This is a genomic window from Bradyrhizobium prioriisuperbiae (assembly GCF_032397745.1).
Taxonomy (GTDB): domain Bacteria; phylum Pseudomonadota; class Alphaproteobacteria; order Rhizobiales; family Xanthobacteraceae; genus Bradyrhizobium_A; species Bradyrhizobium_A prioriisuperbiae.
This window is the reverse complement of record NZ_CP135921.1, coordinates 4,116,712-4,133,280: the sequence shown is the minus strand read 5'-3', so window position 1 is coordinate 4,133,280 and position 16,569 is coordinate 4,116,712. Positions and strand designations below refer to the sequence as shown.

The following is a 16,569-nucleotide window of genomic DNA, read 5'->3' as shown; positions in this document are numbered from 1 at the left end:
ATGCACAACACTTGCGTCAGGAGGACGTAGAAAGCAAGCGCGACGCGCTCAGCTATTCCTCGGGTTCGATGGTGAACAGCAGCGGATAGCCCTTGGCTCGGCCGGCATCGGTGGCGCGCGTCGCCTTCGTCTCGGCCACATCCCGCGTAAACACGGCGACGACACATGATCCGAGCTTGTGCGCCGTGATCATCACCTTATGGGCCTGATCCTCGGTCATGCGGAATTCCGCCTTCAGCACCATGACCACGAATTCACGCGGCGTGAAATCGTCATTGACCAGGATGACCTTGTAGAGCCGGGGGCGCTCAACCTGGGTACGAACCTTGGTGCGTGGCTTGGTGACGGTATTGCTCACCGGACGTTCACTCCCGCTGACAGCGCGAGACAAGGCGTCATTTTTCCACTCCGCTCCCGCAACGTCCATTCAAGAGCAAGGGAGCCTGCTTCAAGAGCAAGGGAGCCTGCGACATCTCGAACATTCCCGGGCCGGAACCGCCGGCCGCATTGGCACAGGCGTTGCATAATATTTGGTCCTGCTTTGTGTAGAGGAAAATGGGATTATGTTCCGCAGCTTCAAGGGCGTTTCGTGCAGTTGTGCCATCGCCGCGATACTGGCATGCGCTGCTGCGATTGTGAGCGGTGCACCCGCGCGCGCCGAGACCGTGCTGCGGATCGCCATGACCGCCGGGGACATTCCGCGTACCCTCGGCCAGCCCGACCAGGGTGGTGAGGGCAACCGCTTCACCGGCTACACCATGTATGACTCGCTGACGCTGTGGGACCTGTCGTCGGCGAGCAAGCCGAGCGCGGTGATCCCCGGGCTCGCCACCACATGGAAGGTGGACGCCTCCGACAAAACGAAGTGGATCTTCACGCTACGGCCCGGCGTCACATTCCACGACGGCTCGCCATTCAACGCCGATACGGTGATCTGGAACGTCGAGAAAGTTTTAAAACCCGACGCGCCGCAATACGATACCAGCCAGGTCGGCGTCACCGTTCCACGCATGCCGACGCTCGCCTCGGCACGCAAGATCGATGACATGACGGTGGAATTGACCACCAAGGAGCCCGACAGCTTCCTGCCGTTCAACCTCACCTTTCTGTACATGGCGAGCCCGACCAAATGGCAGGCGCTGTTCGACGCAGCACCAGGCGATGACGTCAAGGCCAAATCGCAAGCGGCATGGGCCGCTTTCTCTAAGGACGCGTCCGGCACCGGTCCATGGAAGATGACGCGCCTGGTGCCGCGCGAACGACTCGAATTGGCGAAGAACGACGCCTACTGGGACAAGGCGCGCGTGCCCCACGTCGACAAGATGGTGCTGCTGCCGATTCCGGAAGCCAACGCGCGCACCGCGGCGCTGCTCTCCGGCCAGGTTGACTGGATCGAGGCGCCGGCTCCCGATGCCGTGGCGCAGATCAAGCAGCGCGGCTTCGTGATTCAGGCCAACGAGCAGCCGCATGTCTGGCCATGGCAGTTTTCCCGCGTCGAGGGATCACCCTGGAACGACATCCGCGTCCGCAAGGCGGCCAATCTCTGCATTGACCGCGAAGGCCTGAAAGACGGCCTGCTCGGCGGCCTGATGGTGCCGGCGACCGGCACGGTCGAGCCCGGTCATCCCTGGCGCGGCAACCCGACATTCCAGATCAAGTATGATCTGCCCGCGGCCCAGGCCTTGATGAAGGAAGCCGGATACGGTCCCAACAAGAAGCTGACGGTGAAGGTGCAGACCTCGGCCTCGGGCTCCGGCCAGATGCTGCCGCTGCCGATGAACGAATATCTGCAGCAGGCCTTGGCGGAATGCTATTTCGACGTGCAGCTCGACGTCGTCGAGTGGAGCATCCTGTTCACCAACTGGCGGCGCGGCGTCAAGGATCCGTCCGCCAACGGCGCCAGCGCGATCAACGCCACCTATTCGACGGCGGATCCGTTCTTTGCCATGGTCCGCTTCCTGCAGTCGGGCATGGCGCCACCGGTGTCCTACAACTGGGGCTTCGTCAACAACCCGACATTCGACGAACTGATCAGGAAGGCGCGGCAGACCTTCGATCCCGACGCGCGCGACAAGGCGCTGGCTGAACTGCACGCGGCCTCAGTCGACGATGCTGACTTCCTCTACGTCGCTCACGATGTCGGCTCGCGCGCGATGAGCCCGAAGATCAAGAACTTCGTGCAGCCGAAGAGCTGGTACGTCGACTTCTCGCCGGTCACGATGAACTAGCGACGCGAGAACAGTGTTGACGGTATCGCGACGAAGCGACGCCGCATGGCGTCACGCGCCACATTTGCAGCGTTTCGTCAGGGAACAGGCACGCCTGCGACACCTCGGACATGCATAATCACGCGTCAGGCCTTGGCGACTGCGACAATAAGCGGCAAAATTCCTGGTGATCGGCTCATCCTTGGCACGCGCGTTGCATACATTTTCACCAGAATTCGAGAAGAGGAATTGATAATATGTTCAAAGACTTGAAGACCTCCACGGCACGCTGCGCGATCGCCGCGGTGCTCGCTGTTTCGGCAGCGACAGCAACCGCTGAGATCGCGCAAGCGGAGACCGTGCTGCGGATCGCGATGACCGCGGCCGACATTCCGCGCACACTCGGCCAGCCCGATCAGGGTTTCGAGGGCAATCGTTTCACCGGGCTGACGATGTACGACGCGCTCACAATGTGGGACCTGTCGTCCGCAACCAAGGCGAGTGTTGTGATCCCCGGGCTCGCGACCGAATGGAGTGTGGACGCCAGCGATAACAAGAAGTGGACGTTCAAGCTGCGCCCCGGCGTCAAATTCCATGACGGCTCGCCGTTCAATGCCGATGCAGTGGTGTGGAACGTTGAAAAAGTCCTGAAGACCGACGCACCACAATATGACGCAAGTCAGGTCGGTGTCACCGCCTCGCGCATGCCGACGCTCGCGTCAGCGCGCAAGATCGATGACATGACGGTGGAATTGACCACCAAGGAGCCGGACAGCTTCCTGCCGATCAACCTCACCAACCTGTTCATGGCGAGCCCCGCCAAATGGCAGGCGCTGTATGACAAGGCAGCCGGCGATGACGCCAAGGCCAAGGCGCAGGCGGCGTGGGCTGCCTTTGCCGGCGACGCCTCGGGCACCGGCCCCTGGAAGATGACCCGCTTCGTGCCGCGCGAACGGCTGGAGCTGGCGAAGAACGACGGTTACTGGGACAAGGCGCGCGTGCCCCATGTCGACAAGATGGTGCTGCTGCCGATCCCGGAATCCAACGCGCGCACCGCGGCGCTGCTCGCCGGCCAGGTCGACTGGATCGAGGCACCCGCGCCGGATGCCGTGGCGCAGATCAAGCAGCGCGGCTTTGTGATTCAGAGCAACGAAGAGCCGCATGTGTGGCCCTGGCAGTTCTCCCGGGTCGAAGGATCGCCGTGGAACGACATCCGCGTGCGCAAGGCCGCCAATCTCTGCATCGATCGCGACGGCATGAAGGACGGCCTGCTCGGCGGATTGATGGTGCCGGCCACCGGCACCGTCGAACCCGGACATCCCTGGCGCGGCAATCCGACATTCCAGATCAAGTATGATCTGAAGGCCGCGCAGGCGCTGATGAAGGAAGCGGGTTATGGCCCGAGCAAGAAGCTGACGGTCAAGACCCAGACCTCGGCGTCCGGCTCCGGCCAGATGCTGCCGCTGCCGATGAATGAGTATATCCAGCAGGCGCTGGCGGAGTGCTACTTCGACGTCCAGCTCGACGTCATCGAGTGGAACACGCTGTTCACCAACTGGCGGCGCGGCGCCAAGGATCCGACCGCCAACGGCTCCAATGCGATCAACGTCACCTATGCGGCGATGGATCCGTTCTTCGCCATGGTGCGTTTCCTGCAATCGGGCATGGCACCGCCAACCTCGAACAACTGGGGTTTCATCAACAACCCGAAGTTTGACGACCTGGTCAAGAAGGCGCGCCAGACCTTCGAACCGGAGGCTCGCGACAAGGCGCTTGCCGAATTGCACGCCGCCTCGGTCGACGACGCCGCCTTCCTCTATGTCGCCCACGACGTGGCGCCGCGCGCGTTGAGCCCGAAGATCAAGAACTTCGTGCAGCCGAAGAGCTGGTTCGTCGACTTCTCGCCGGTGACGATGACGCCGTGAGGGCGACACGAACTGCGCGGCGACGCCTCGTTACGGCGTCGCCTTTTCAAAAGATGGATACGCGGGTCAAGCCCGCGTATGACGGCAGAGGGTGGTGAGGCGCATCGACACCCACAGCGTCATTGCCGGGCTTGACCCGGCAATCCAGCTTCATCTGAGCACGAGTTCTCTTGTGCATCGAACACAGATTAATCTTCGCAGGTGACCGAGTGCTGGCCTATATCGCCCGACGTATCGTTTATGTGATCCCGATCGTCATCAGTGTCGCGCTGGTGTGTTTCCTGCTGGTTCATCTCGCTCCCGGCGATCCGCTGGTGGCGATCCTGCCGGCGGACGCCTCGCAGGAACTCGCGGCACAGTTGCGCGTCGCCTACGGTTTCGACCGGCCGCTGCCGGTGCAATTCGGGTTGTGGACCTGGAAGGCGCTGCATGGCGACCTCGGCACCTCGATCGCCACCGGCCGTCCCGTGCTGTCGGAAGTGCTGCGCGCAGTCGGCAACACCATCACGCTGGCCTGCGCGGCGGCCGTCATCGGCTTCACGCTGGGACTGACGCTCGGCCTGATCGCTGGCTACTTCCGCAACACCTGGATCGACAAGGTCGCAACCTCGATCGCGGTGGCGGGCGTCTCGGTGCCGCATTATTGGCTGGGCCTCGTGCTGGTGATCATTTTTTCGGTGCAACTCAACTGGCTGCCGGCTGTCGGCGCCGGACCCGGTGGCTCCAGCACCTGGAGCTGGGACTGGGAGCATCTGCGATACCTGGTGCTGCCCGCCGTCACCACCGCGGTTATTCCAATGGGTATCATCACCCGCACCGTGCGCGCGCTGACCGGCGATATCCTGTCGCAGGATTTCGTCGAAGCATTGCGCGCCAAGGGACTGCGCGAGATCGGCGTGTTTCACCACGTGATCAAGAACGCGGCGCCCACCGCCATGGCGGTGATGGGGCTGCAGCTCGGCTACATGCTTGGCGGCTCGATCCTGATCGAGACGGTGTTTTCCTGGCCCGGCACCGGCCTGCTGCTGAACTCCGCGATCTTCCAGCGCGACCTGCCGCTGCTGCAGGGCACGATCCTGGTGCTGGCGCTGTTCTTCGTGTTTCTCAATCTTCTGGTCGACGTGGCGCAGGCCTCGATCGATCCGCGCATCAAACGTAGCTGAGGGCTGATCCGATGAGCACCATCAGCGACACCGGCCTGCAGGTTCCGTCGATCGAAAAGGCGAGGGGTTACTGGACGACGGTCGGCCGCAGGCTTCGGCGCGATCCCATCAGCATGATTTGCGCGAGCATCCTGCTTCTGATCCTGCTGTCGGCACTGTTTGCACCCTGGCTTGGCCTCGCCGATCCCTATCAGGGTTCGATGATCCGTCGTCTGCGCGCGGTGGGCACGCCGAATTATCCGCTTGGCACCGATGAGCTCGGACGCGACATGCTGGCGCGCCTGATCTATGGCGGACGGCTGTCGCTGCTGACCGGCATCCTGCCGGTGTGCCTGGCGTTCATCGCCGGCACCTCGCTCGGCCTGCTCGCGGGTTATGTCGGCGGCAAACTCAACACCGTCATCATGCGCACCATCGACGTGTTCTACGCCTTTCCGTCGGTACTGCTTGCGATCGCGATCTCGGGTGCACTCGGTGCCGGCATCACCAACTCGGTGGTGTCGCTGACCATTGTATTCATTCCGCAGGTCACCCGCGTGGCTGAAAGTGTCACCACCGGCGTCCGCAATCTCGATTTCGTCGACGCGGCGCGGGCCTCCGGCGCCGGCCCCTTCACCATCATGCGGGTGCACATGCTCGGCAACGTGCTGGGACCGATCTTTGTCTACGCCACCGGGCTGATCTCGGTGTCGATGATCCTGGCCTCGGGGCTGTCGTTTCTCGGCCTCGGCACCAAGCCGCCGGAGCCGGAATGGGGACTAATGCTCAACACACTGCGCACCGCGATCTACGCCAACCCGATCGTCGCGGCGCTGCCCGGCGCCATGATCTTCGCAGTGTCGATCTGCTTCAATCTCCTGAGCGACGGTTTGCGCTCAGCCATGGACATCAGGAACTAGCCAATGCGGTGTGCGTGTTTGAGGAAGCTGGATACGCGGGTCAAGCCCGCGTATGACGCATCATCTATTCGATGCGCATCGCCCCTCTCTGCGTCATTGCCGGGCTTGACCCGGCAATCCAGCTTTCTTTCTTCGATGGTCGAGAAAAATATCCGATGAGCATGGATCAAAATCTGCTCGAGCCTATTGAAGACCGCGGCGGTGTGGCGCAGCCACTGCTGACGGTGCAGGGTCTCACCAAGCACTTCCCGGTGCGCGGCGATCTGTTCAGCGAGAGCAAGACTGTGCGCGCGGTCGACGACGTCTCCTTCACCGTCGGCAAGGGCGAGACCGTCGGCATTGTCGGCGAATCCGGCTGCGGCAAGTCGACCACTGCGCGACTCTTGATGCACCTGATGAAGCGCGACCGTGGCGACATCCTTTATGACGGCATGAGCGTCGGCAGCCAGTTGTCGCTGCAGGAGCTGCGCCGCGGCATGCAGATGGTGTTCCAGGACAGCTACGCTTCGCTCAATCCACGGCTGACGCTGGAGGATTCGATCGCGTTCGGGCCCAAGGTGCACGGCATGAAGGCACCGCAAGCCCGCCTGCTGGCCCGCGATCTGCTGGGCAAGGTCGGCCTGCGCCCGGAAACCTTCGCCAACCGCTATCCGCACGAGATTTCCGGCGGCCAGCGGCAGCGGGTCAACATCGCCCGCGCGCTGGCACTGTCGCCGCGGCTGGTGATCCTGGACGAGGCGGTGTCTGCGCTCGACAAGTCGGTGGAAGCGCAGGTGCTGAACCTGCTGGTCGACCTCAAGCGCGAGTTCGGCCTGACCTACATCTTCATCAGCCACGACCTCAATGTGGTGCGTTACATCTCCGATCGCGTGCTGGTGATGTATCTCGGCGAGGTGGTCGAACTCGGTCCGGTGGACAGCCTGTGGGACGCGCCGGCGCATCCCTACACGCGCGCCTTGCTGGCGGCGATGCCGTCCTCCGATCCGGACAACCGCACGCAGACAGCACCGATCACCGGCGATCCGCCGAACCCGATCGATCCGCCGAAAGCCTGCCGCTTCCACACCCGTTGCCAGTTCGCGGAGGCCGTCTGTTCGACCGTGACGCCGAAGCTGTCGCCGCTTGGCGCGGACGGCCATCAGGTGGCCTGCCACATGTCGATATCAGGCTCGGGTCACAGCCGCGCCACCGCAGCGATTCAAAGCTGACAGCGACAGCCAAGAAAAAGGAGACAATCCATGGCTGACGATCCTGCTCCCACCGCCGACGAGATCATAATCACCGCCAAGATCGCCGGCCTCCCCGTGAGCCCCGAGGTGGCCGCGCGGATCGCAATCTCGATCGGGCCGGGCTTCCGTGGCTTCAGCGCCATCGCCGGCACGCTGCCGTTCGATCTCGAACCCGCGACCTTCATCACCGTTCAGAACGGTGCCGGCAAATGAGCGCCGAGCCCGCCTTGCTGTCGCTGACCGAGGTCGCCGCGGCGATCGCCGACAAACAAATCTCGTCGCGGGAAGCGACGCAATCCTGCCTCACCCACATCGCGCGCCTGCAACCGCGGCTCAACGCCTTCATGGCAATCGAGCCGGATGACGCGTTGGCCGCCGCAGACGCAGCCGACGCGGCCCTGGCCAAAGGCGGGCGCCGCGGCCCCCTGCATGGCGTGCCGCTGGCGCACAAGGACATGTATTACGAGGCCGGCAAGATCTCGACCTGCGGTTCGGCGATCCGTCGCGACGTCGTGGCCTCTACCACCTCGACGGCGCTGCAGCGGCTGAAGACTGCCGGCACCGTCCGGCTCGGCACCCTGCAGATGTCGGAGTTCGCCTACGGCCCAACCGGCCACAACGCGCACTTCGGCGCGGTGCGCAATCCCTGGAACACCGACCACATCACCGGCGGCTCCTCGTCCGGCTCGGGCTCGGCGGTGGCCGCGCGACTGACGTTCGCAGCACTCGGCTCCGACACCGGCGGATCGATCCGGATGCCGGCGCACTATTGCGGCGTTACCGGGCTCAAGACCACGGTCGGCCTGATCAGCCGGGCCGGCGCGATGCCGCTGTCGCAGTCGCTGGACACCGTCGGCCCGCTGGCGCGCACGGTGGAAGACTGCGCACTGCTCACCGGCCTGATGGCGGGCGGCGATCCCTCTGATCCCACCACGCGCACCGCGCCGGTGCCGGATTATCTGGCGGCGACGCGCGGCTCCATCAAGGGCCTCACCATCGGTATCCCGGCCGCATTCTACGTCGATGATCTCGATCCCGGCGTGGAGCGCGCCCTCGACGACGCCATCACCACGTTGACGCGCGAAGGCGCCCGCATCGTGCGGGTGGCATTGCCGGAGCAGCGCGAGCTGACCGCGGCCTGCCAGCTTGTGCTCGCGGTGGAGGCTGCAGCCTTCCACAAGCAATGGATGATCGAACGTCCGCAGGATTACGGCCCGCAAGTCTTGATGCGGCTGCAGAACGCGCTCGCCGTTCCCGCGCTGAGTTATCTGGAAGCGCTGCGCTGGCGCGGGCCGGCGCTCGCGGCGCATCTCGCGGCTGTTGCAGGAGTCGACGCCTGGCTCGCGCCGGTGTCCCCGGTGCCGGCGCCGACCATCGCGGACAGCGACGTCGGCAACCAGCCGGGCGCCGAAGCGGTGATCCAGAACCTGACCCGCTTCACCCGCCCGATCAACTATCTGGGCCTGCCGGCGCTATCGATTCCTGCGGGCTTCAGCCCCGCCGGATTGCCGATCGGCCTGCAACTGGTCGGACGTCCGTTCGACGAAGACATGATCCTGCGGATCGGCGCCGCTTTCCAGCGCGTCACTGATTTCCACACCCGAACACCGGACCTCGCATGACCAACCTGATCGACGTCAAGAACCTGACCGTGCGCTTTTCCGGCGAGCGCACGGTGCATGCGGTCAACAATGTCGATCTCTCGCTGAAACAGGGCGAGGTGCTGGGACTGCTCGGCGAATCCGGCTCCGGCAAGAGCGTGACGCTGCGGGCGCTGATGCGGCTGTTGCCGAAGAAACGCTCCCATATCACGGGCCAGATCAGCGTCGCCGGCCAGGACGTGCTGGCGCTCGACGACAACCAGCTGTCCGCCTTCCGCGGCCAAACCGTGTCGATGATCTTCCAGGAGCCGGGACTGGCGCTCGACCCGGTCTATACCATCGGCGACCAGATCGCCGAATCAGTGATGCGGCATGAAGGCAAGAGCCGTAGCGAGGCCATGGCACGTGCACTAGAGATGCTGGACGTGGTGCGGATCCCCTCCGCGAAACGCCGTCTCGGCGCCTATCCGCACGAAATGTCCGGCGGCATGCGGCAGCGAGCGATGATCGCGCTGGCGCTGGCGTGCAAACCGAAGGTGCTGCTGGCGGACGAGCCGACCACGGCGCTGGACGCCACCGTGCAGATCCAGATCCTGCTGCTGCTGCGCGAGCTGCAGCGCGAGTTCGGCATGTCGGTGATCTTCGTCACCCACGACATCGGGGTCGCGATCGAGATCTGCGATCGTATCGCGGTGATGTATGCGGGCCAGATTGTCGAGACTGGCACTTATCGCGAGATCGTCCGCACCGCTGTCCACCCTTATCCGCGCGGCCTCCTGACCGCGACCGTGCACGGCGCCGTCCGCGGCGCGCGGCTGGAAACCATTCCCGGCACGCCGCCGTCGCTCGATGTCGCCCCCAGCAACTGCTCGTTCGCGCCACGCTGCCGTTTCGCCGAGCCGCGTTGCCTCGAGGGACTGCCGCCGCCGATTGAAGTGGCACCGGGGCATTATGCGCGGTGTGTGCTGGCGGACTCCGCAGGCACCGCGGCTCTCACGTCGTCTCCAGCAGCTTGAGACCGACGACACCACCGACGACGAGCGCGAGACAAACCAGCCGGCCCACACCCAGCGACTCCTGGAACACGACCAGGCCGAGCACAACGGTGCCGACAGCACCGATCCCGGTCCAGACCGCATAGGCGGTGCCGACCGGCAGCACCTTCACCGCCTGCCCCAGCGCCGCAACCAGCGCCGCCAGCAGCAGCAACGAGATCACGCTCCAACTGAGCCTGGTGAAGCCCTCATTGAGTTTCATGGCGCCGGCCCAGGCGACATCGAGAAGGCCGGCGAGGACCAGCAGGCCCCAGGCAAGATTGTGGGTCATTGTCTTTCTCCATTCCGGGGATTGTTGGGGTGGTGTCAGATGACCTTGATGATGACCACGCCGGCCAGCAGCAGCATCACGCCGAACAGGCGGACCGCCGATACCGGCCGTTGCGGCAGGCGAAACCAGCCGAAGATGTCGACAAAGATCGAAGCCACCTGCTGGCCGGCCACGGTGAGACCGACGGCGGCCGCAGTGCCGATGACGGGAATGGCGGTAAACACTGTCGTCACATAGGTCGCGCCCGCGAGTCCGCCGAGCCATCCCCACCACGGCATTGCCGGCACGCCCTGCAGGTGCGGACGCGGCGTCTGCGGCAGCGCCAGACTGAGGATCAGAACCGCCGCCATGGCCGCCGTCGCGACCACGAAGGAGGTCACGCCGACCGCAAAGGACGCACCGCCGAGATCATGGCGCAGCAGGGCATTGACGGCGCCCTGCACCGGCAGCACGGCGCCCGCGAGCAAGGCAAAAACGATCCAGCCAAGACTCGCTGGCGATAACGCGCCGGCTCCGCCGGCCTGCCCGAACACGATCAGCGACGCACCCACCAGCACGATCAGCGTCCCGAGCACCGGCCCGAATGCAAAGCCATGGGCCGGAATGCCGAGCCAGCCGAACGAATCCAGCGCCAGCGACGCCAGCATCTGGCCGGCGATGATCAGGCCGACCGAAGCCACCGCACCCAGCCGCGGAAACAGCAGGATGGTCGACACCACATAGAACGCCGACGCAGTGCCGCCGACCGCGTGCCACCAGGTGGCCTCCGGCAGCAGCCGCAGCGCCATGATCGATCCGGTGGCGAGTGTCAGCAGCACCAGCACGGCACTGCCGACCGACAATTGCAGCGTCGTTGCCGCGAATGGCGAGCCGGTGGCCTTGGCCAGCTGAGCATTGGCGCCGGCCTGCACGGCCAGCAGGCTGCCTGCGACGAACGCAAGCACGATGAACAGATAGTCCATGACGCTTCTCCAAATTGAATGAAGGTTGAGGCGCGACGCGCTCAGGCCGCCGGATGTTCAAGATGCGGCACCAGCAGCCCGCGCTGCACCGCCGGGCGCGCCGCGACCTCGTCAAACCAGCGCCGCAGGTTGGCGTAAACGCCGAGGTCGAGATCGAGCTTCGGTTCGGCGACGTTGATCCAGGGCCATGTCATGATGTCGGCAATGCCGAATTCATTTCCCGCGAGATAAGTCCGCTGACCGAGCCGCGTATCGAGTACGCGGAATACCCGTTCGGCCTCGCGCTCGAACCGCGCCACCACGCGCGGCGGCTTCTCGTCATCGAAGATCTTCCAGTTCCAGACCTGGCCGAGGGTCGGGCCGACATGCGCCGCCTGGAACAGAATCCATTGCAAGGTGGTGCCGTGCTCCACCGCATTGCGCGGCATCAGCCGGCCTGCCCGCTCGGCCAGGTAGAACAGGATGGCGCCGCTCTCGACCACGGTGCGATCGCGGTCCGGATCGACGATGACGGGAATCTTGTTGTTGAGATTGAGCGCCAGGAATTCCGGCGTCTTCTGGTCGCCACGCTCGATGTCGATCACCTTCACCTCATAGGGAAGGCCTGTCTCCTCCAGCATGATCGACGCCTTGTGGCCGTTCGGTGTCGGGAAGGTGTAGAGCTGAATGGGTGTCATCGCAGGCCTCGCAGGGGTTGGGTCCCACGACTGCGCCCGCCGTTGCGGCTCGCCTGGGAACGAGCGGAACCTATGGAAAGCTTGGCCCTGCTTGCAGGCCGCATTCACGCCCATTAAGTTTGCAGCAATGCACAGGGCGATCGGCTGGGAAGATCTGCAATATATTTTGGCGGTGGCCGAGAACGGCTCGCTTGCCAATGCCGCACGCGTCCTCAAGGTCAATCACACCACGGTGCTGCGCCGGATCAACGCCTTCGAGGAGGCGCATGGCCTGCGCCTGTTCGAGCGGCTGCCGACCGGATACACACTCACCGCCGGCGGGGAAGAACTGCTGGCCGCGGCACGGACGATGAGCGACGTCGTCACCACGCTGGAGCGCAAGCTCGCCGGCCAGGACCTGCGCATCGAAGGCGGCCTGCGCCTGACCACGACCGACACGCTGATCGCCTCGGTGCTTCCGGAGATTCTGTCAAGATTTCATGGCGCCCATCCCGGCGTCCGCGTCGAGGTGTCCACCACGAACCTGCTGGCCAACCTCACCCGGCGCGACGCCGATGTGGCGATCCGCCCGGCCAACAACCCGCCGGAGACCTTGATCGGGCGCCGCATCAGCGAGATCGCCTTTGCGCTCTACACCAGCTCGGATTTTATCGCCCGGCACGGCCGGTCCGAGGACCTCAAGGCGTACCGCTGGCTCGCGCCCGACGACACCCTGAGCGGATCCAGCATCGCGCTCTGGATGAAGTCGGCGCTTCCCGGCGCAGACATCGTGCTGCGGGCCGATTCCCTGGTCACCCTGCGACAGGCGGCGATCGCTGGAGTCGGCGTCGCCGCGCTGCCCTGCTATCTCGGCGACAACACGCCGGGATTGACGCGTCTGCTGCCCGAGCCGTTCGCGCCGATGGCGACGTCGCTGTGGATCCTCACCCACGAAGACCTGCGCCGAACGGCACGCGTCAACGCATTCGTAGGTTTCTTCAGCAAGGCGCTCAGCGAGTTGCGCCCGCTGTTCGAAGGCCGCGCCTCGCGAGCTGTCGACCCTGCCGGTTGACTGCTGAGACCGATAGGCCTGAAACCAGAGGCGCGAGAGGACATCCAGCTCTCTCGCGCCACCGGAAATATGCTCAGTTCAATTGCAGTCCGTCCTGCACGCCCTTCGCCAGCGCCAGCATCTTCGCGTCGCTGCCGCCACGCGCCAGCAGCATCAGGCCGACCGGCAGACTGTCGGTGCGCACCGGCAGCGAGACGCCGGTGAGCTGGAACAGGTTGCCCAGCATCGGGTTGCGCAGGGTCTGCAGGTTGATGCGGCCGAACAATTCGTCGTCGGACTCCAATGGTGCAATCGCCGGCGCGACCGTCGGCACCGTCGGCAGCATCAAGGCATCGATTTCGGCGAGCCGTGCATCCATGGCCCCGATCAGCTCGTTGCGGGTCCGCATCATCCGGATGAAGGCGGCACCCGTCACGGAACGGCCGCCCTGGATGCGGCTCAGCACGCGCGGATCATAGTCGGCGGCACGACTGTCGAGCCAGTCCGCATGAACCGCCGCCGCTTCGATCGCGGCGATCGGTCCCGGCGACGTGGCCTGGCGCATCGCCAGAATCAGGTCGTTGATGGAGACGTCGAACACCCGCGCGCCCTGCTGCGCCAGCGCATTCACCTGGGCCTCGAACGCCGCGCCGACCACGGCGTCGACATTCTCGAACATCAGGCCGCGCGGAATGCCGATGCGCAGGTTCTCGAGCGGAAACGGCGCAACCTCTCGCGGCTCGCCGCCGGACAAGATGGCGTCGGCATCGGCGCATTGCTGCACGGTGCGCGCCAGCGGCCCGATCGAATCCAGCGTGTAGGACAGCGGAAAGGCGCCGGTGGTGGGAATGCGACCGACCGTCGGCTTGAAGCCGACAATGCCGTTGAAGGCAGCGGGAATACGCACCGAGCCGCCGGTGTCGGTGCCGATCGAGATTTCGCTGGTGCCTTCGGCCACCGACACGCCCGAGCCGGACGACGAACCGCCGGGCGCGTGCGCCCGGTTCACCGCATTGCCCGGCGTGCCGAAATGCGGGTTGAGTCCGAGGCCGGAGTAAGCAAACTCCGACATGTTCACCTTGCCGATGATCACTGCGCCGGCGCGACGCAGCCTTGCGATGACAGGCGCATCCTGCGTTGCAGGAGCCGCCGTGCGCAGCAGCGAGGAGCCGGCGGTGGTGGTTTCGCCTGCGACATCGAACAGGTCCTTGATCGACACGATGGTGCCGTCGAGCGGGCCGAGACGCGTGCCATCCCGCCGACGCGTGTCGGCCGCATCGGCCTCCGATCGTGCACGCTCAGTATAGACCTTGGTGAACACGTTTGAGGTTTTCGCCGCCTCGATCTGGGCGAGCGAACGTTCGACTTTGTCGCGAATGGCCGGCATGGGGAGAAGCCTCTTCTATCAGGCGATCACGGGAAGTTCGATCACGTCATAGCCGTGCTTGATCGAACGGCCAAGCACCGGATCGTGCAGCTCCATCTCAAAACGGCTGGCCGGGCGCACGCCACCGATGGCGCCGAGGGTGCCGCCGAACATCACGCTGCCCACCGCCAGCGGCTTGCCCTGCCCGTAGCGTGTCATCAGGTCGGACGGCGGACGCAGGGTCGCGAGCCTACCGTCCTGGTAAAGCTGACGCGAGCCGCCAATGGTCGCGTAGGCGCGCAGTTCCAGCTGGTCCCAGTGCGCGGCCACGTCATCCAGCCGCCACAAATCCTTGCCGACCGGCTTGGCGCAAAGCTGCTTCGACAGCGCAACGCCCTGCGCCTCCGCCTTGCGGTCGGTGTGGTCGGAGCCGATGGTCAGCCACAAGCCGTCATCAGCGGCAATGATGACCGGCTCGACCTCGCCGCTGCTGTCGGGGCCAAGAAATTCAACGGACGTCGCCTGGGTGAGCAGGGCCGCACCGCCGCGGTAGAACAGCGGCACGCTCGAAGGCGGCGGCACGCCGATCGCTGCCAGCTCGTCAATGTGGTGCTTCACGGCGGCTTCATCGCGCGCGGCCCATCCGGCGATCACGAGTTGGCTGGGCGAAAAATTCAGGGGCTGCGAGCCGGCCTTGGTGTGACGCGTGAACTGGAGCATGGGGATCCTCGGGATGTTCGATAACGCTTGTTATAACTGGACTGGATCGTGCGCAGCCCGCAAAACCGGATACCGGCCCTGCGGGCGCGCGAATGTTGGAAATCAGCGCTTCACCGCCTGCCAGCGGCAGAAGGCGAATACCAGGATCGCGGCGACCAACTCGATGGCCGCGACCACATACAGTCCCGATGTGGCACTGCCGGTGACGGTCGCTGAAATGCCGATCAGATATGGCGCGACGAAGCCTGCGAGATTGCCGATCGAATTGATCAGCGCAATCGCACCAGCCGCCGCCGTGCCCGCCAACAGCGCTTGCGGCAGCGTCCAGAACACCGGGAACGCAGCGAGAATGCCGATCGCCGCCACGGTCAGCGCCACCAGCGCCGCCGATCCGCCACTGCCGATCAGTGAGGCAGTTGCGGCCAGGCCCACGGCCGCGATCAGCGCGGCGATGGCGCAATGCAGCCGGCGTTCACCGGTGCGGTCGGAATGCCCGCCGTTCCAGACCATGGCGATGGTGCCGGCGATAAACGGGATCGCCGCCAGCAGGCCGATTTTCAGCGTATCGGTGACACCGGTTTCCTTGATGATCGACGGCGTCCAGAACGCGATGGTCGCATTGCCGCTGACGATGCCGAAATAGATCAGCGCGCACAGCCACACCCGCCAGTCGGCGAGCGCCGCCTTGAAGCTCGTCTCGGAGACAATCGCCTTGCGATCGGCGGCGAGATCGTTCTCGATCGCCTGTGCCTCGTCCTTGGAGAGCCAGGAGGCTTCGCTGGGGCGATCCGGCAGGAAACGCATCACGGCAAAACCGGCGAGTACCGAGGGAATGCCTTCAAGAATGAACAGCCACTGCCAGTTCGAATAGCCGTGGACGCCGCCCATCGTGCTCATGATCAGGCCCGCAAGCGGCCCACCGATGATGCCGGCGATCGCAAACGAGGTCATGAACAGGCCGTTGATCTTGGCGCGGCGTGCGGCGGGAAACCAGTAGGTCAGGTAAAGCACCACGCCGGGAAAGAAGCCGGCTTCGAACATGCCCATGGTGAAGCGCAGGATGTAGAACCAGGTCTCGTTCTTGACGAACGCCATCGCCACACAATTGAGGCCCCAGAGGATGGTGATGCGGGCCAGCGTCTTGCGGGCACCGATCTTTTCCAGCAGCAGGTTGCTCGGCACCTCGAACAGGAAATAGCTCAGGAAGAAGATGCCGGCGCCGAAGCCGTAGGCCGCCTCGCTGAGTTTGAGGTCGCTCAGCATGGTGAGCTTGGCAAAACCGACATTCACCCGGTCGATCCAGGCCAGAATGAACAGGAACACCAGCGCCGGGATCAGCCGGGCCGCAGCCTTGGCGTAGGCCGGCGCCGCCTTGGCTCCGGTGCCGCCGGGAAAAATTCCAGCACTGTCAATCGCTTCAGACATGACTGCCCTCCAATTGGCCAACCCCAGGCCGTGACTACT

Annotated in this window: 16 protein-coding genes; 9 read left to right on the top strand and 7 right to left on the bottom strand. The window is 64.7% G+C overall.

Going from position 1 to position 16,569, the window contains the following annotated elements; genetic code table 11:
* Positions 1 to 52 precede the first annotated feature (52 nt).
* Entirely contained in the window at positions 53 to 358 is a 306-nt protein-coding gene (clpS, locus tag RS897_RS19355) for an ATP-dependent Clp protease adapter ClpS (RefSeq protein WP_315838107.1), read from the bottom strand.
* Positions 359 to 563: 205 nt separating this feature from the next.
* Here clpS and RS897_RS19350 point away from each other — a divergent pair, with 205 nt between their 5' ends.
* The 8 genes from RS897_RS19350 to RS897_RS19315 all read left to right on the top strand — a co-directional run bounded on the left by RS897_RS19350 (position 564) and on the right by RS897_RS19315 (position 10,040).
* Positions 564 to 2,228: an ABC transporter substrate-binding protein gene (locus RS897_RS19350; protein WP_315838106.1), complete on the top strand. Its 1,665-nt coding sequence runs from the start codon at positions 564 to 566 to the stop codon at positions 2,226 to 2,228.
* A 236-nt stretch (positions 2,229 to 2,464) separates the two neighbouring features.
* On the top strand, positions 2,465 to 4,132 hold the full coding sequence (locus RS897_RS19345; RefSeq protein WP_315838105.1) for an ABC transporter substrate-binding protein: 1,668 nt from the start codon (positions 2,465 to 2,467) through the stop codon (positions 4,130 to 4,132).
* A 209-nt stretch (positions 4,133 to 4,341) separates the two neighbouring features.
* A complete protein-coding gene (locus RS897_RS19340; RefSeq protein WP_315838104.1) occupies positions 4,342 to 5,295 on the top strand; it encodes an ABC transporter permease in 954 nt (317 codons plus the stop codon).
* Positions 5,296 to 5,306: 11 nt separating this feature from the next.
* Positions 5,307 to 6,194, top strand: a complete 888-nt coding sequence (locus RS897_RS19335; RefSeq protein WP_315838103.1) for an ABC transporter permease — start codon at positions 5,307 to 5,309, stop codon at positions 6,192 to 6,194.
* 155 nt (positions 6,195 to 6,349) lie between these two features.
* Positions 6,350 to 7,402 (top strand): ABC transporter ATP-binding protein, encoded by a 1,053-nt coding sequence (locus RS897_RS19330; protein WP_315838102.1) that lies wholly within the window; start codon positions 6,350 to 6,352, stop codon positions 7,400 to 7,402.
* 30 nt (positions 7,403 to 7,432) lie between these two features.
* Entirely contained in the window at positions 7,433 to 7,636 is a 204-nt protein-coding gene (locus tag RS897_RS19325; RefSeq protein ID WP_315838101.1) for a hypothetical protein, read from the top strand.
* Complete coding sequence (locus RS897_RS19320) at positions 7,633 to 9,045, top strand: amidase (protein WP_315838100.1); 1,413 nt, start codon at positions 7,633 to 7,635, stop codon at positions 9,043 to 9,045. Before RS897_RS19325 ends, RS897_RS19320 begins: the two co-directional genes overlap by 4 nt.
* The gene (locus RS897_RS19315) at positions 9,042 to 10,040 is read left to right on the top strand and encodes an ABC transporter ATP-binding protein (protein WP_315838099.1); all 999 of its coding nucleotides are present in this window, start codon (positions 9,042 to 9,044) and stop codon (positions 10,038 to 10,040) included. Before RS897_RS19320 ends, RS897_RS19315 begins: the two co-directional genes overlap by 4 nt.
* Here RS897_RS19315 and RS897_RS19310 read toward each other — a convergent pair.
* The 3 genes from RS897_RS19310 to RS897_RS19300 are packed head-to-tail and all read right to left on the bottom strand — an operon-like array spanning position 10,018 to position 11,989.
* Positions 10,018 to 10,350: a DMT family transporter gene (locus RS897_RS19310; RefSeq protein ID WP_315838098.1), complete on the bottom strand. Its 333-nt coding sequence runs from the start codon at positions 10,348 to 10,350 to the stop codon at positions 10,018 to 10,020. The genes RS897_RS19315 and RS897_RS19310 overlap by 23 nt on opposite strands.
* A gap of 35 nt (positions 10,351 to 10,385) precedes the next feature.
* Positions 10,386 to 11,312: a DMT family transporter gene (locus tag RS897_RS19305; RefSeq protein ID WP_315838097.1), complete on the bottom strand. Its 927-nt coding sequence runs from the start codon at positions 11,310 to 11,312 to the stop codon at positions 10,386 to 10,388.
* A gap of 41 nt (positions 11,313 to 11,353) precedes the next feature.
* Positions 11,354 to 11,989 (bottom strand): glutathione S-transferase family protein, encoded by a 636-nt coding sequence (locus tag RS897_RS19300; RefSeq protein WP_315838096.1) that lies wholly within the window; start codon positions 11,987 to 11,989, stop codon positions 11,354 to 11,356.
* Positions 11,990 to 12,116: 127 nt separating this feature from the next.
* On the opposite strand from RS897_RS19300, the gene RS897_RS19295 reads away from it, so the two are divergent.
* A complete protein-coding gene (locus tag RS897_RS19295; RefSeq protein ID WP_315838095.1) occupies positions 12,117 to 13,040 on the top strand; it encodes a LysR family transcriptional regulator in 924 nt (307 codons plus the stop codon).
* A 73-nt stretch (positions 13,041 to 13,113) separates the two neighbouring features.
* On the opposite strand, the gene RS897_RS19290 is transcribed toward RS897_RS19295, so the two are convergent.
* The 3 genes from RS897_RS19290 to RS897_RS19280 all read right to left on the bottom strand — a co-directional run bounded on the left by RS897_RS19290 (position 13,114) and on the right by RS897_RS19280 (position 16,530).
* The gene (locus tag RS897_RS19290) at positions 13,114 to 14,406 is read right to left on the bottom strand and encodes an amidase (protein WP_315838094.1); all 1,293 of its coding nucleotides are present in this window, start codon (positions 14,404 to 14,406) and stop codon (positions 13,114 to 13,116) included.
* A gap of 18 nt (positions 14,407 to 14,424) precedes the next feature.
* Complete coding sequence (locus RS897_RS19285; RefSeq protein ID WP_315838093.1) at positions 14,425 to 15,105, bottom strand: DUF2848 domain-containing protein; 681 nt, start codon at positions 15,103 to 15,105, stop codon at positions 14,425 to 14,427.
* 102 nt (positions 15,106 to 15,207) lie between these two features.
* The gene (locus RS897_RS19280; RefSeq protein WP_315838092.1) at positions 15,208 to 16,530 is read right to left on the bottom strand and encodes an MFS transporter; all 1,323 of its coding nucleotides are present in this window, start codon (positions 16,528 to 16,530) and stop codon (positions 15,208 to 15,210) included.
* Positions 16,531 to 16,569 lie beyond the last annotated feature (39 nt).

Bases quoted from the DNA above. Each gene is read 5' to 3' on its own strand.
- RS897_RS19315 (WP_315838099.1), top strand. From the start codon at position 9,042: ATGACCAACCTGATCGACGTCAAGAACCTGACCGTGCGCTTTTCCGGC.
- RS897_RS19290 (WP_315838094.1), bottom strand. From the start codon at position 14,406: ATGCCGGCCATTCGCGACAAAGTCGAACGTTCGCTCGCCCAGATCGAG.
- RS897_RS19300 (WP_315838096.1), bottom strand. From the start codon at position 11,989: ATGACACCCATTCAGCTCTACACCTTCCCGACACCGAACGGCCACAAG.
- RS897_RS19345 (WP_315838105.1), top strand. From the start codon at position 2,465: ATGTTCAAAGACTTGAAGACCTCCACGGCACGCTGCGCGATCGCCGCG.
- RS897_RS19325 (WP_315838101.1), top strand. From the start codon at position 7,433: ATGGCTGACGATCCTGCTCCCACCGCCGACGAGATCATAATCACCGCC.
- RS897_RS19320 (WP_315838100.1), top strand. From the start codon at position 7,633: ATGAGCGCCGAGCCCGCCTTGCTGTCGCTGACCGAGGTCGCCGCGGCG.
- RS897_RS19285 (WP_315838093.1), bottom strand. From the start codon at position 15,105: ATGCTCCAGTTCACGCGTCACACCAAGGCCGGCTCGCAGCCCCTGAAT.
- RS897_RS19280 (WP_315838092.1), bottom strand. From the start codon at position 16,530: ATGTCTGAAGCGATTGACAGTGCTGGAATTTTTCCCGGCGGCACCGGA.
- RS897_RS19330 (WP_315838102.1), top strand. From the start codon at position 6,350: ATGAGCATGGATCAAAATCTGCTCGAGCCTATTGAAGACCGCGGCGGT.
- RS897_RS19295 (WP_315838095.1), top strand. From the start codon at position 12,117: ATGCACAGGGCGATCGGCTGGGAAGATCTGCAATATATTTTGGCGGTG.
- RS897_RS19335 (WP_315838103.1), top strand. From the start codon at position 5,307: ATGAGCACCATCAGCGACACCGGCCTGCAGGTTCCGTCGATCGAAAAG.
- RS897_RS19305 (WP_315838097.1), bottom strand. From the start codon at position 11,312: ATGGACTATCTGTTCATCGTGCTTGCGTTCGTCGCAGGCAGCCTGCTG.
- RS897_RS19350 (WP_315838106.1), top strand. From the start codon at position 564: ATGTTCCGCAGCTTCAAGGGCGTTTCGTGCAGTTGTGCCATCGCCGCG.
- RS897_RS19310 (WP_315838098.1), bottom strand. From the start codon at position 10,350: ATGACCCACAATCTTGCCTGGGGCCTGCTGGTCCTCGCCGGCCTTCTC.